This is a genomic window from Maricaulis sp. CAU 1757 (assembly GCF_054482675.1).
Map to the genome: position 1 here is coordinate 439,702 of NZ_JBTLRI010000001.1, position 13,111 is coordinate 452,812.

At 64.9% G+C, this 13,111-nt stretch carries 13 protein-coding genes and 1 riboswitch; of the genes, 3 read left to right on the forward strand and 10 right to left on the reverse strand.

Features of this window, described 5'->3' with window-relative positions; all coding sequences use genetic code 11:
* Positions 1-223 precede the first annotated feature (223 nt).
* The 7 genes from ACXYMR_RS02035 to ACXYMR_RS02065 all read right to left on the reverse strand — a co-directional run bounded on the left by ACXYMR_RS02035 (position 224) and on the right by ACXYMR_RS02065 (position 7,308).
* Positions 224-895: a hypothetical protein gene (locus ACXYMR_RS02035; protein WP_458941081.1), complete on the reverse strand. Its 672-nt coding sequence runs from the start codon at positions 893-895 to the stop codon at positions 224-226.
* A gap of 3 nt (positions 896-898) precedes the next feature.
* On the reverse strand, positions 899-2,089 hold the full coding sequence (locus tag ACXYMR_RS02040; RefSeq protein WP_458941082.1) for a GmrSD restriction endonuclease domain-containing protein: 1,191 nt from the start codon (positions 2,087-2,089) through the stop codon (positions 899-901).
* Positions 2,090-2,316: 227 nt separating this feature from the next.
* Entirely contained in the window at positions 2,317-4,188 is a 1,872-nt protein-coding gene (thiC, locus tag ACXYMR_RS02045; protein WP_458941083.1) for a phosphomethylpyrimidine synthase ThiC, read from the reverse strand.
* Between the two features lie 40 nt (positions 4,189-4,228).
* A complete protein-coding gene (locus tag ACXYMR_RS02050) occupies positions 4,229-4,597 on the reverse strand; it encodes an MmcQ/YjbR family DNA-binding protein (RefSeq protein WP_458941084.1) in 369 nt (122 codons plus the stop codon).
* Positions 4,592-4,707: riboswitch (TPP riboswitch) on the reverse strand. (Overlaps the previous gene by 6 nt.)
* A 378-nt stretch (positions 4,708-5,085) precedes the next feature.
* A complete protein-coding gene (locus tag ACXYMR_RS02055; RefSeq protein ID WP_458941085.1) occupies positions 5,086-5,481 on the reverse strand; it encodes a hypothetical protein in 396 nt (131 codons plus the stop codon).
* 37 nt (positions 5,482-5,518) lie between these two features.
* Entirely contained in the window at positions 5,519-5,914 is a 396-nt protein-coding gene (locus ACXYMR_RS02060) for a hypothetical protein (protein ID WP_458941086.1), read from the reverse strand.
* A gap of 104 nt (positions 5,915-6,018) precedes the next feature.
* On the reverse strand, positions 6,019-7,308 hold the full coding sequence (locus ACXYMR_RS02065) for an adenylosuccinate synthase (RefSeq protein ID WP_458941087.1): 1,290 nt from the start codon (positions 7,306-7,308) through the stop codon (positions 6,019-6,021).
* Between the two features lie 204 nt (positions 7,309-7,512).
* Here ACXYMR_RS02065 and ACXYMR_RS02070 point away from each other — a divergent pair, with 204 nt between their 5' ends.
* The gene (locus tag ACXYMR_RS02070; RefSeq protein WP_458941088.1) at positions 7,513-8,061 is read left to right on the forward strand and encodes a hypothetical protein; all 549 of its coding nucleotides are present in this window, start codon (positions 7,513-7,515) and stop codon (positions 8,059-8,061) included.
* A gap of 222 nt (positions 8,062-8,283) precedes the next feature.
* Here the strand turns inward: ACXYMR_RS02070 and ACXYMR_RS02075 are convergent, their stop codons facing one another.
* Entirely contained in the window at positions 8,284-8,856 is a 573-nt protein-coding gene (locus tag ACXYMR_RS02075; protein ID WP_458941089.1) for an acyloxyacyl hydrolase, read from the reverse strand.
* 59 nt (positions 8,857-8,915) lie between these two features.
* On the reverse strand, positions 8,916-10,106 hold the full coding sequence (locus tag ACXYMR_RS02080) for a phosphoserine transaminase (protein ID WP_458941090.1): 1,191 nt from the start codon (positions 10,104-10,106) through the stop codon (positions 8,916-8,918).
* A 91-nt stretch (positions 10,107-10,197) separates the two neighbouring features.
* Between ACXYMR_RS02080 and ACXYMR_RS02085 the strand changes: the two genes are divergently transcribed.
* Together ACXYMR_RS02085 and ACXYMR_RS02090 are read left to right on the forward strand one after the other, a co-directional pair.
* Positions 10,198-11,331: an aminotransferase class V-fold PLP-dependent enzyme gene (locus ACXYMR_RS02085; protein WP_458941091.1), complete on the forward strand. Its 1,134-nt coding sequence runs from the start codon at positions 10,198-10,200 to the stop codon at positions 11,329-11,331.
* Positions 11,331-12,248 carry a DMT family transporter gene (locus tag ACXYMR_RS02090; protein WP_458941092.1) on the forward strand — a complete coding sequence of 306 codons (918 nt, stop codon included), beginning with the start codon at positions 11,331-11,333 and terminating at the stop codon, positions 12,246-12,248. Before ACXYMR_RS02085 ends, ACXYMR_RS02090 begins: the two co-directional genes overlap by 1 nt.
* Here ACXYMR_RS02090 and thiD read toward each other — a convergent pair whose 3' ends face one another.
* Positions 12,249-13,106 (reverse strand): bifunctional hydroxymethylpyrimidine kinase/phosphomethylpyrimidine kinase, encoded by an 858-nt coding sequence (gene thiD, locus ACXYMR_RS02095; protein ID WP_458941093.1) that lies wholly within the window; start codon positions 13,104-13,106, stop codon positions 12,249-12,251. It lies immediately after the preceding gene.
* Positions 13,107-13,111 lie beyond the last annotated feature (5 nt).

Consider the following 13,111-nt stretch of genomic DNA (forward strand, 5'->3'; position numbering starts at 1 on the left):
AAGCCGGGCCGAAGGGGTCGCGGGCGAAGCCCGTGAGGGGGCGGAGCTCGCTGCCTTGCCGGGCTCTCGCCCGGCAACCCCTCCCGCCGCTCCGCAAGACGGGGGAGGATAAGCGCTATTTACCCGAAGCCGAGATTAAATAGTGTGTGCCATTCTACCGGCTAACATATCACGGGATGAACTAATCTAACTATGAAGGATATACAATCGCCACTTGCTACCTTTACTTCCTTCGTAATAGACCTACGAGCTGGCTATCGAGGTCTCTCAACCCTTTCGCAACTCGATCAATCTTGCCCGGCATCTGGCTAGGATGAACAATCCGAACTGCATGCAATCCCAAAGTATGCGCAGCTGCGCCCCTCATCCGAGCAATGTCAGATATCGCCGAAATCATGTCGGGGTCCAAATCATCCGATGAAAAGCCTAGTGGCACCAACATTTTACGTAAATATTTAATTGTAACACCGTGATTTTTTCGTATTATTTCTTGCTTATAAGCGTTACAAGCGCCCTCAATTTCGGCCCTTAGGTCAGCATCGTGGCCGACAAGTCTGGACCGCCTAATTCGCAAGCCTCCACCCCAGCCCACGCAGATTTTCTCCAATCTCTCAAGCTTTCGGTCGTCAGTTTTAGCAAATCGAACAACAAGCAAATTTCGTAAACAATACTTCAAGTGACGATTTCTATCGAAATATTCCTGAGCTTTTGCCACAACTCCTTCACAGCGCTCCTCGACGAAGAATTCCGCTGCAGCGTGGACAAACACAGCCACCGTCGCTAGCTGATCTTTTTCGCTATCGGTAAGATTCAATCGAGAAGACGGAACAGCTGGGATATCATCCTTCAAGCTCATTAAGCGCTTTTCGAGCCGGCGGTATTCCTGGGTCGCCATAACTTATCGCTTTTCAGGGATGGCAACCGCCGGAATGTCGCTTTCTACGATCTCTTGAAGGGCATGTCGCCAATGCTGAAATCGCCCGAATGTGGCTTCATTTGTTTTCGTAGATGATTGAAGGTACTTCCGAAAATCAGAGTTCCCTCCAGAAAGGTCTTCAAATGACCTGACGATGCGATCTCTATTTTTCATTGCTTCTTCGCGGACGTTAGGGTCCGCAAAAAAGTGCGTCATTATATCAATAACGGCTCTATTCGGGGCCTTTTTGTATTCTCCCGCCTCGTATACCTTAAACGCATTATCGCCGAAAATCTCATTAGTACATGTTAAAGCCAGCTCGAAATTCTGCACAACACGCTCGATAGTTTCCCGACTTTGCGACCAGCTTCTAGTTAGTTGATCAGAAGCATCATCTAAAAATTTCTTTATATTACCGGAATACTGCTCTGCAAATAATTGAAACGCGATATGCCGAAGGGTCACCTCTATATCACGCATTCGAAAGTCGGGAACTGTTGAGAAAATAAACCCAAGAGCTTTGGAGGAAGAGGTCCAATCGTCCAACCAGTCATAAAACTCTCCGGGGAATAGTGCCTTTCTAAGCTCTTGGGGGGACAACGTTACACTGTTTTGATTAAGCCGAAGAAACATTAGGTACAATATTTCCTTAGACGGATAGTTCTTAATAACCACTGTTCTAATAGTTGTGGACTCGAACGCGTCTAATAAAGAATCGAGCTGGGGATCAGATTTAATGTCCTGAAAAGATCTACCCTCTACCTCAGACACATACTCGCACCCCTTCAATTTCAAAGATGGCGAGTCCATATCTGAGAGACAAAATCGTGCTAACGCCGTTAATCGCTGCTTACCATCGATTACTGAGTATCTGCCGGGCCGCGTTTCAGCTAATACAATTTGGGGCACCGGAAGCTGCAGAAATATACTCTCTATAAACTTTGACATTTTTGCCGCATCCCAAGCGACACGTCTCTGAAAATGCGGAGAAAGATCTATCTTCTTCCGTTTCAGTAAATCCAACAGAACGCCCACGGTCCAGTCTGTTGGGTATAATACGGTTTTAGATATGGATTCACGGGTTACGCCAACCAAATCATCTTCGTTTATGTCAGATGCTGGAAGCTCACGTTCACCTTCAAATAGATCCGACTCGGCGCCTGTTTCCATCATGCAATCTACCTTTGAAACCCTTAGAGCTACTGACCTAAAGATGCCATCTAACAAACGTTTCTGAGAATACCTATTTAGTCAAATAGCTACCGCTATCCTAGACACTCTTGTTTCTGGTCCAGCGGAATTCCGATAGGCGCTTGCGGAGCCGAGGTGCGGGACTAACATCTGGAAACAATTAACCCTCTACGCAGAGCACGAAACAAGAGTCGGCGTCTTGTGGTGCCTCAATCAATCGGCACCCTCACCGTCCCGTCCTCCGACAGATAAATCTCCCCACCCTTCTCCCTAAACTCCGCCGCCTTCTCCGCCATCCCGGCTTCCGCCTCATTCGGCGCCCGCGCGCTCCCGAACGTGTCCCGGATCTCCCGCGTAATCTCCATCGAGCAGAATTTCGGCCCGCACATCGAACAGAAGTGCGCCACCTTGTGCGCCTCCTTGGGCAGCGTCTGGTCGTGGAAATCGCGTGCCGTCTCCGGGTCCAGCGCCAGGTTGAACTGGTCCTCCCAGCGGAACTCGAACCTGGCGCGTGAGAGCGCATCATCGCGGATCTGCGCTGCCGGGTGGCCCTTGGCGAGGTCGCCGGCGTGGGCGGCGATCTTGTAGGTCACCACGCCGACCTTGACGTCATCGCGGTCGGGCAGGCCGAGATGCTCCTTCGGCGTCACGTAGCACAGCATGGCGCAGCCGAACCAGCCGATCATGGCGGCGCCGATGCCGCTGGTGATGTGGTCATAGCCGGGGGCGATGTCGGTGGTCAGCGGGCCCAAGGTGTAGAACGGCGCCTCGTGGCAGCACTCCAGCTGCTTGTCCATGTTCTCCTTGATCTTGTGCATGGCGACATGGCCCGGCCCCTCGATCATCACCTGGCAGCCCTTGTCCCAGGCGATCTTGGTCAGCTCGCCCAGCGTCTCCAGCTCGGCGAATTGCGCGCGGTCATTGGCGTCGGCGATCGAGCCGGGGCGCAGGCCGTCGCCGAGGGAGAAGGAGACGTCGTAGGCGCGCATGATGTCGCAGATGTCCTCGAAATGGGTGTAGAGGAAGCTCTCCTTGTGGTGCGACAGGCACCATTTGGCCATGATCGAGCCGCCGCGGGAGACGATGCCGGTAACGCGGTCGGCGGTCAGCGGCACATAGGCCAGGCGCACGCCGGCATGGATGGTGAAATAGTCCACCCCCTGCTCGGCCTGCTCGATGAGGGTGTCGCGGAAGACTTCCCAAGTGAGGTCCTCCGCCACTCCACCAACTTTCTCCAGCGCCTGGTAGATCGGCACGGTGCCGATCGGCACCGGCGAATTGCGCAGGATCCATTCGCGGGTGTTGTGGATGTTCTTGCCGGTGGACAGGTCCATCACCGTGTCGGCGCCCCAGCGGATCGACCAGACCATCTTTTCCACCTCTTCCTCCACGGAAGACGCGACGGCGGAATTGCCGATATTGGCGTTGATCTTGGTCAGGAAATTGCGGCCGATGATCATCGGCTCGAGTTCCGGGTGGTTGATATTGGCCGGGATGATGGCGCGGCCCCGCGCAATCTCGTCGCGCACGAATTCCGGCGTCACATGCTCCGGGATGGCGGCGCCGAAGCTCTCCCCGTCGGCCATGCGCGCCTTGGCGCCCTCGACGGCGACCTTGCGGCCCAGGTTCTCGCGCTCGGCGACATAGACCATTTCCGGCGTGATGATGCCCGCCCTGGCAAACTCGTACTGGGTCAGCGGCGCGTCGCCGCGGCCCTTCAGCGGCTGGTGCCGGGTCGGGAATTCGCGGGCCAGGTATTTGCCGGTCGCCCCGCCATTGTCGAGCGGCGACAGGGGGCGGCCGTCATACGCCTCGACGTCGCGGTCCTTGTACCAGGCCTCGCGCAGGCGCGGCAGGCCGTGCTCGACATCGATCCTGGCCTGCGGGTCGCTGTACGGGCCGGACGTGTCATAGACGCGGACCGGCGGCTCGTTGGCGGTCGGGTGCAGGTCGATCTCGCGGTGCGGCACCTTGAGCGAGGGCGCTTGTGCCGGCGAGGAATAGACGCGGCGCGAGCCCGGCAGCGGCCCGGTGGTGACCTTCGGGGTGTCGAATTCGTTCTGGGCGGTGGGCTTGTTCATGGCTCGAAGGTCCGTTTCTGGAGGTGTCGGGAAAGCGCGCTCAGGCCGGCAGGAAGCCGAGCTCGCGTTGCAGTTTGCGGGTCAGGCCGGCGGCGACGATGCGGTGGCTCTCGGCCAGGTAGGCCGCCAGCGCGTCGTCATCGAGCGTGGCGTCGGAGAAGACCTGCAGCCAGGTCATGCCACGCGAGGCGAGATAGGGGGCGGGGCGCACGCCGGGCGCGTCCCTGTACATGTCGAAGGTGGTGGCGGAGCATTTGAACGAGACGGCGAAATCGTCCGGCGAGGCGGCCCAGCCGGCCACGGCAAACACCTTGCCGCCGACCTTCCACACGTCCGAGCCGCCCCATTGCACCACGTGCGTGGTGTGCGGCAGGCCGCCACAGACGGCATTATAGCGTTCCTGGTCCATCCGAAGCTCCATCCCGACGCCGGCATGACCCGGATCCGGTCCTAAGGGTGATGTCTCAGCCCCGTCGCGGCAGCGTCGCCGGTCGCGTCGGGGCACCCCTTGGTGCGTGTGCGCCGAAGATGGACGCCGGGCACCGATTTGGCAAGCGGCGGGCGCCTGTGCGGGGCTCACCACACGGTCGCCAAAAAAAACTCACCGCCGCAAGGAACCGATGCGGCAAGCGGGCGTTTTTCCGGTGTCACGTTGACGGCCCGGATCGCGGTACCCCCGGCTTCCCCTCCCCCCAAGCCCACACCGCACCGGGCCGTCCGTGGCAGCTTCCCCCCGAACAGCCGCCGGACCAGCGCCATCCGCGCCGCCCTGCGCACGCGCAAACGCCGACGCATCGCGCCCGCACCGGCCCTTCATCTGCTGCCGGGAGTCCGCCATCGAGGGTTTATCGGTCATCCCCGCGCCACGGCGCGGTGCTCAGGGAGAGCCGCCCGCGCTCACCCCAGCGCCAGCCACAGGGCTGCCACCGCCAGCACCACGGTCACCGCGCCCCAGATGCGCAGCGCCGCCGCGCCGCGCATCAACGGTCCGGCCAGCGCCATCAGCCAGTCTGGCCGCACCAGCAGCAGCACGCCCTCGGCCAGCGCACCCCAGCCGAGCACCTGCACCAGGATCGCCACCGGGCCCGGGCCCGGCGTCGCGACGCCGAGAATGGCCAGCCCGATGACCAGCACCAGGATGCCGGCGAGAAAGGCCGCGACAGCAAGCTGGCGCAGCTCCTCCATCATCCGCTCGACGCGGTGCGGATCGATCAGCATGCCCAGCCCGGCGCTTCCGGCGTACAGGCCGAACCCGGTCAGGATCAGGACGTTGGCAGTCATTTCGTCGAACATGGCAGCCTCCCCGCCGCGTCGTGTCGCCGGCCCGGCCCTAGAGCAGGGCGAGCACCAGGGCGAGCGCGCCCATCACCAGGGTCACGACCGACCATGCGCGCACCATCCGCTCGCTGGCCATGAAACGGTTAGAAAACCCGAGCAGCCAGCCGGGATGCACCAGCAGGACCAGCCCCTTGATCAGCGCCGCCCAGCCGAGCACCCGCACCACGATCGCGTCGAGGCCCGGCCCCGGCCCGGCCAGGCCCAGCATGGCGACGCCGATGCCGAGGGTGAGAATGCCGGCGATGAAACCGGCCACGGCGAGCTGGCGCAGCTCGGCCAGCAGCCGCTCCATGCGGTCCGGATCGACCAGCATGCCCAGCCCGACGGCCAGCGCGTACAGGCCGAAGCCGAGCAGGATGATGGCATTGGCTGACAGCGACTGGATCATGGACGCCTCCCCGCGACCGGATGACCATGAGGCTCAGCGTACGCGCCGCGCGCGGTGCAGGCAATCGGCGGATCCCCGCCATCCGGCGGCCGTGCCGGTGCGGCCTACCCCCGGAACGGGTCCTGCATCAGGATCACGTCCTCGCGTTCCGGCGAGGTCGAGACCAGGGCGATCGGGCATTCGATGAGTTCCTCGATGCGGCGCACATACTTGACCGCCTCGGCCGGCAGCTCGGCCCAGGACCGCGCGCCGGCAGTCGAACCCGACCAGCCTTCCAGCTCCTCATAGACCGGAGTGATACGGGCCTGCGCATCCTTGCCGGCGGGCAGGTAGTCGAGCGTCTCGCCGTCGAGCTCGTAGCCGACGCACACCTTGATGGTCTTGAAGCCGTCGAGCACGTCGAGCTTGGTCAGGGCGACACCGTGCACACCGGAAACCCGCAGCGTCTGCCGGGTGATCACCGCGTCGAACCAGCCGCAGCGACGCTGGCGCCCGGTCACGGTGCCGAATTCATGGCCGCGCTCGCCGAGGCGCTGGCCGTCCTCATCGTCGAGCTCGGTCGGGAAGGGCCCGGCCCCGACGCGCGTCATGTAGGCCTTGGCGATGCCCAGCACATAGCCGACCTCGCGCGGACCGACACCGGTGCCCGCCGCCGCCTGGCCCGACACCGTGTTGGACGAGGTGACGAAGGGATAGGTGCCGTGGTCGACATCAAGCAGGGCACCCTGGGCGCCCTCGAACAGGACTTTCTGGTCCGACCGGATGGCGTCCGACAGCACCCGCCAGACCGGGGCCGCATAGGGCAGGATCTTCGGCGCGATTTCCATCAGCTCGGCAACGAGCTGGTCGGCGGAGTACTCCGCCTGGCCCATGCCGCGGCGCAGGGCGTTGTGGTGGTGCAGGATCTCGCCGACGCGGAAGCGCAGCGATTTCTCGTCCGCCAGGTCGACGACCCGGATGGCGCGCCGCCCGACCTTGTCCTCATAGGCCGGCCCGATGCCGCGCCGGGTGGTGCCGATGGCCTCGCCGTCATCGCGGTTCTCGCGCATGGCGTCGAGCTCGCGGTGGATAGGCAGGATCAGCGCCGCCGTCTCCGACACCTTGACCACGTCCGGGGTGATCTCGACGCCCTGCTCGGCGATGCGCTCGATCTCGGCCATGAAGGCCCACGGGTCGACGACGACGCCATTGCCGATCACCGACAGCTTGCCACGCACCACGCCGGAGGGCAGCAGGGAGAGCTTGTAGACCTTGTCGCCGACAACCAGCGTGTGGCCGGCATTGTGGCCGCCCTGGAAGCGGGCCACCACATCGGCGCGGTGCGACAGCCAGTCGACCAGCTTGCCCTTGCCCTCATCGCCCCACTGGGCGCCCACCACGGTCACATTGGCCATGCCGCTTCTCCGTTCGCGTCGGTCCGGCCCCCGGCCGGATTCCGCGCGAGCCTTAAACCGGATCGGCGGGGCTCACAAGACCGCGCGAAGGCGCATCTGTCATGCAGCCCTGCATCACACTTTGGTGTAACGGCCTGATCCGCCCTTGCCCCGCCCGTCGCGGCCCGCACTATGGGCGCGCAGACAGACCCGGGAGCCCCTGCCATGAGCCTCACCCTCGCCCTGCCCGCCCTCGCCGCCAGCTTCGCCCTGCAGGCCGCCGCCGGCCCGCCGCCCGGCTGCTCCGCCGAGGCCCATGATGATTTCGACTTCTGGATCGGCGAGTGGAATGTCTACGCCCCCGGGGCCGGTCCCTATCAGGGCTTCAACCGCATCGAGAAGACCGCCAATGGCTGCCTGATCACCGAGCACTGGCAGGGCGCGTCCGGCAGCGCCGGCCAGTCGATGAACTATTACGACCCGTTCGCCGGCGCCTGGCGCCAGGTCTGGGTCAGCCCGGGCACATTCATCGACTATACCGGCGGCCTCACCGAGAGCGGCGCCATGCAGCTCGATGGCCAGATCCACTACACTGCCAATTCCGCCACCGCCGCCTTTCGCGGCACCTGGACGCTGCAGGAGGATGGCACTGTCCGCCAGCACTTCCAGCAACAGGGCGAGGACGGGACATGGTCAGACTGGTTCGTCGGGATTTACGTGCCGCTTGCCGACGATCCGCGGGCAGACGAAGCGGCGGAAGCGCGTGGGGAGTAGGGGCTCAAGGTCCTTCCCCTTGATGGGGAAGGTGGGCCGCGCATGCGGCTCGGATGGGGTGAATCCCGGTGCCAGCCTCGTCCAGCACCGGGGTTCACCCGCTCCGTCTCGCCGCTGACGCGGCGATCCACCTCCCCCATCAAGGGGGAGGACCTGTCTGCGACCCCCAACAAAAAACCCGCGCCGGAGCGCGGGTTTGATGCATGCGGCCTGGAGCGAGCCCTACCGACCCCAGCGATAACCCAGCCGCACCCCGGCATTGTCGAGCGCCTGGTTGCGGCCGTTGGCGAGGATCTGGCCGTGCGAGATGTGCTCGTAATAGGCACCGATCGACCAGTTCTCGTCGAGGTCGTAGTCGAGACCGAAGGAGTTGTAGAACAGCCAGTGGGCGCCCATCAGCGAACGGGTGGTGGCCAGCCGGATACGCGTCGGATCGCCCGGAGCGGAATTCTGGTCGATGTCGGTGACGCCGTCATTGTAGGAAATGCCGGTCTTGAACTCGAAGTTCAGGCGATCGGTCCAGTCGAAGTCCCAGGCCAGTCCGGCGGCGCCGAAATTGGTCAGCTCATTGGTGTTGATCGAAGCGTAGAGGAAGGGCCGCGGCTCGAACGCCCACTCCAGGAATTCCGGCGAGGCGAACAGCACTTCGGCGGTCACGTTGGGCCCGTCCTCGACATGGTCGGCGAGGTCGTGGGCGGTGACGCCGAGGCGCACTTCCAGGCCGCGATCATCATCGGCGGCGGCGAGGCCGGTCAGCAGGGCGGCAGCGGCCGCGGCGGTCAGCAAACGTGTCATGATGTCCCCTTGCGCAGTGGCGCCAGTCAACTGTGGTCGCGCTTTCGATAGCCTGCCTGTCACAGCCCGTCCAGCGCTTCGCCATAGGCCCAGTCAAGCCACGGCCCCAGCGCCGCCAGGTCGTCGGCCTCCACCGTCGGGCCGCACCAGATGCGCAGGCCCGGCACCGAAGCGCGGTGCATGGTGATGTCCAGCGCCGCATTCTCCCGCTCCAGCAGCCCGGATATGCGCTTGGTCAGGTCCCACTTCGCCGCCTCGTCGAGGGCGGCCACGCGCGGTTCGGTATATTGCAGCGTCACCGAGACCGGAGAGCGCGCCGCGGCGTTGGCACACAGATAGCCGGCCCAGTCGGAGGCTTGCACCCAGGCATCGAGGGCCCGAAAATTGGCCACGCGGCGACCGATCAGCGCCGGCAGCCCGCCAATCCGGGAGGCCCATTTGAGCGCCGCCAGATAATCCTCGACACACATCAGCGACGGCGTGTTGAGGGTCGAGCCCTCGTACAGCGCCAGGTTGGCCCTGCCCTCAGAGTGCAATTGCAGCAGTCCCGGGATCGGCCAGTCCGGGCGGTGGGCGTTGAGGCGCTCGATGGCGCGCGGCCCCATCACCAGCATGCCGTGCTGGGCCTCGCCGCCGAGGCATTTCTGCCAGGAATAGGTCAGGACGTCGATTTTCGACCAGTCGATGTCGACGGCGAACGCCGCCGACGTGGCGTCGCAGATGGTCAGGCCCTCGCGGTCGGCATCGATCCAGTCGAAATCCGGGATGATCACGCCTGCCGCCGTGCCGTTGAGCGTGAATACCGCATCGCGCGTGCCGTCATACGCCGACAGGTCCGGCAGCTCGCCGGCCGGCGTGGTGAAGACGCGCAGATCGTCGAGTTTGAGCTCGTCGCGCACATCCTTGGTCCAGCGATGACCAAACACGTCCCAGCTGAACACGTCGGTTCCGCGGGCGCCGAGCAGCGACCAGATGGCCGCTTCCATGGCGCCGGTATCCGAGCCCGGCATCAACGCCACCTTGTAGTCCGCCGGCAATTGCAGCAGCGCATGGGTGCGCTCGAGCGCTTCTTTGATGCGCGCCACGGGGGCGCCGGCCCGGTGCGTGCGCGACAGCGGCGCATCGGCCAGCGCCTCGAAGGACCAGCCGGGATACTTCTTCACCGGCCCGCAGGAAAAGCGCGGATCCGCCGGGCGCAGGACCGGTTTCGGACGGGCCGTGACGGCGCTCTCGGTGATGGTTTCGGACACGTGCTATTCCCCTCGACTGAAGCGGCCGGGGCGGACCCCGAAACAGATGCCCACGTTGACGCCCCCGGCCCGGGCGGGCAAGAGGCTTTGCATGATCCCGACACAACGCGACCTGTTCGACCTGCCCGCCGACCTGACCTATCTCAACGCCGCCTATATGGGGCCGATGCCACGCTCCGCCGTGACGGCAGGACAGGACAGCTACACGCTCAAGGGGCGGCCCTGGCAGCACGTCGTGCAGCGCGATTTCTTCGACGCGCCCGAACAGCTGCGCGGCGCCGCGGCGCGCCTGTTCCAGGCCACGGCCGACGACATCGCCCTGGTCCCCGCCGCCTCCTATGGCCTGGCCAGTGCGGCCCGCAACCTGGCCCCCGAGGCGGGCAGCGAGATCCTCGTCCTGGCCGAGCAATTCCCGTCCAATGTCTATGTCTGGCGGGACCTCGCCCGGAGCACGGGTGCCCGCCTGCGCAGCGTGACCCGCTCGGCCAATCAGAGCTGGAGCGAGGCCGTGCTCGGCGGCATCAGCCCGCGCACGGCGATTGTCGCCTGCCCGCAGGTGCACTGGGCCGATGGTGGCCGGCTCGACCTGCCGGCGATCAGCGAGGCGGCCCGCCGCCAGGGCGCGGCCCTGGTGCTCGACCTGACCCAGTCGCTCGGCGTGATGCCCTTCGACATGGACCTCATCCAGCCCGATTTCGCCGTCGCCGCCTCGTACAAATGGCTGCTCGGCCCGTATTCGATGGGATTTCTCTACGTCGCCCCGCAGCACCAGGACGGCGAACCGCTGGAGCAGAACTGGATCGTCCGCGACAAGGCGGAGGATTTCGCCCGCCTGGTCGACTATGCCGATGCCCACGCGCCCGGCGCGCGCCGCTTCGACATGGGCGAACGCTCCGCCTTCCAGCTGGTGCCCGCGGCCAAGACCTGTCTCGATCTGATGCTGGACTGGGGCGACACTGCCCTGGCCACGACGCTGGGCCGCTTCACCACCGACATCGCCGAGGCCTGCCAGCCCCTGGGTCTGAGCGATGCCACGCCGGACCGGGCCGACCATTATCTGTGCCTGACCCTGCCCGAGGGCGCGCCAAAAGACCTCGTCGCACGGCTGGCCAGCCGCCAGATCCATGTGTCCCAGCGCGGCGACCGGCTGCGCGTCACCCCGCACGTCTACAACGACGCCCGCGACATCGCGCGCCTCGTCGACGGCCTCAAGGCAGAGCTCTGATGGCGCATCCGCAACCGCACCCGCCGACGATCCGCGACTGGATCGCGCTGTTGATCCTGACCGTGCTCTGGGGCTCGGCCTTCGCGGTCGTCAAGCACGGCGTGGAGACCTTCCCGCCCGGCGCCCTGATCACCGTCCGCATCGCCGTCGCGGCGATGGCCATCACGCTCTACACCTATGCCCGCGGCCGCCGCCTGCCGCCGCTGCGCGACAAGCGCTGGCTGTGGTTCGCCGCCATCGGCTTCTTCGGCAACACGCTGCCCTTCTACCTGATCAGCTGGGGCCAGCAGCACATCGACAGTGCCCTGGCCGGCATCCTGGTCTCCACCATGCCGCTGGTCACCGTGGTCATGGCGCACGCCTTCGTGCCCGGCGAGCACCTGACCGCACGCCGCCTGATCGGCGTGCTGATCGGTTTTGCCGGCGTCGTGGTGCTGCTCGGGCCATCGGCGCTGACGCGGCTGGGCGGCACCGACACGCTGGCCCAGATCGGTGTCGTGCTGGCCGCCACCTGCTATGCCATCAACGCCATCCTGGCCCGCCTCCTGCCTGACACGCCGCCCTCCGTATCGGCCTCCGGCATGATGATCGCGGCGTCGATCTTCGCCATTCCGATCGGGCTCTCGGACATCGGCCAGGCCACCGGCATCGTGCCGACCGCCTGGGCCGCGGTGCTCTGGCTCGCCCTCGCACCGACGGCCTTCGCCGCGGTGCTGCTGATGCGCATCGCCGCCACCGCCGGGCCGAACTTCCTGGCCATCGTCAATTACCTGACGCCGGTCGCCGCGGTCATCACGGGCCTGCTGATCGGCGAGAGCATCGGGCTCAACGCCTGGCTGGCCCTGGGCATCATCCTGGCCGGTGTCTGGCTGTCGCAGACCCGGCCGAAACCCCTGGCCAACCCACACGCGGAATGATCACGGGTTGAGCACCCAGGCGTGGGCGATCGGACCGTGACCCTGGCCGAAGCCCGGCGCGCGCACGATCGCCTCGTGCACGTAATCGCCGCCGGTGCGCACCGCGTCGGACAGGTCGCGGCCCTGGGCCAGCAGTGCCGCGATGGCCGAAGCCAGGGTGCAGCCGGTGCCGTGCGTGCTGGTCGTCTTGATGCGCGGGCGCTCGATGATCTCCATGCCCCGGCTCGATACCAGTACATCGGTGACCACCGGGCCCTTGCGATGCCCGCCCTTGACCAGCACCGCGCGGGCACCCGCCTCGAGCAGGGCCTCGCCGGCCGCGATCTGGTCTTCCAGATTCTCCACCTTGCCGCCGGTCAGGGCCTCGACTTCCGGGATGTTCGGCGTCACCAGGGTGGCCAGCGGCAGCAGCCGGTCACGGATCGCCTCGACCGCAGCCTCGTCGACCAGCCGGTCGCCCGAGGTCGCCACCATGACCGGATCGAGCACCAGCGGTACCGCCGGGTCGCGGCTTTCCAGCAGCGCGGCCACGGCCTCGACCAGCTCGGCCGAGCCCAGCATGCCGGTCTTGATGAAATCGGCCCCGATATCGTCCAGCACCGCCTCGGCCTGGGCCTTCACGATGTCGACCGGCACCGGGTGCACGGCGCTGACACCCCGGGTGTCCTGCACTGTGATGGCGGTGATCGCTGTAGCCGCATATCCGCCCATCGCGGTGATCGCCTTGATATCGGCCTGGATGCCGGCGCCGCCGCCACTGTCCGATCCGGCAATTACCAGCACACGGCCGGCAAAACTGGGCGTGTCGGCGCTCTCGCCCTTGGAAGACAGGGCCTTGATATCGTCGGGCAGGTCCATCTCGG

Coding starts and splice junctions, on each gene's coding strand:
- ACXYMR_RS02035 (WP_458941081.1), bottom strand. CDS start 895: ATGGCGACCCAGGAATACCGCCGGCTCGAAAAGCGCTTAATGAGCTTG.
- ACXYMR_RS02040 (WP_458941082.1), bottom strand. CDS start 2,089: ATGATGGAAACAGGCGCCGAGTCGGATCTATTTGAAGGTGAACGTGAG.
- thiC (WP_458941083.1), bottom strand. CDS start 4,188: ATGAACAAGCCCACCGCCCAGAACGAATTCGACACCCCGAAGGTCACC.
- ACXYMR_RS02050 (WP_458941084.1), bottom strand. CDS start 4,597: ATGGACCAGGAACGCTATAATGCCGTCTGTGGCGGCCTGCCGCACACC.
- ACXYMR_RS02055 (WP_458941085.1), bottom strand. CDS start 5,481: ATGTTCGACGAAATGACTGCCAACGTCCTGATCCTGACCGGGTTCGGC.
- ACXYMR_RS02060 (WP_458941086.1), bottom strand. CDS start 5,914: ATGATCCAGTCGCTGTCAGCCAATGCCATCATCCTGCTCGGCTTCGGC.
- ACXYMR_RS02065 (WP_458941087.1), bottom strand. CDS start 7,308: ATGGCCAATGTGACCGTGGTGGGCGCCCAGTGGGGCGATGAGGGCAAG.
- ACXYMR_RS02070 (WP_458941088.1), top strand. CDS start 7,513: ATGAGCCTCACCCTCGCCCTGCCCGCCCTCGCCGCCAGCTTCGCCCTG.
- ACXYMR_RS02075 (WP_458941089.1), bottom strand. CDS start 8,856: ATGACACGTTTGCTGACCGCCGCGGCCGCTGCCGCCCTGCTGACCGGC.
- ACXYMR_RS02085 (WP_458941091.1), top strand. CDS start 10,198: ATGATCCCGACACAACGCGACCTGTTCGACCTGCCCGCCGACCTGACC.
- ACXYMR_RS02090 (WP_458941092.1), top strand. CDS start 11,331: ATGGCGCATCCGCAACCGCACCCGCCGACGATCCGCGACTGGATCGCG.
- thiD (WP_458941093.1), bottom strand. CDS start 13,106: ATGGACCTGCCCGACGATATCAAGGCCCTGTCTTCCAAGGGCGAGAGC.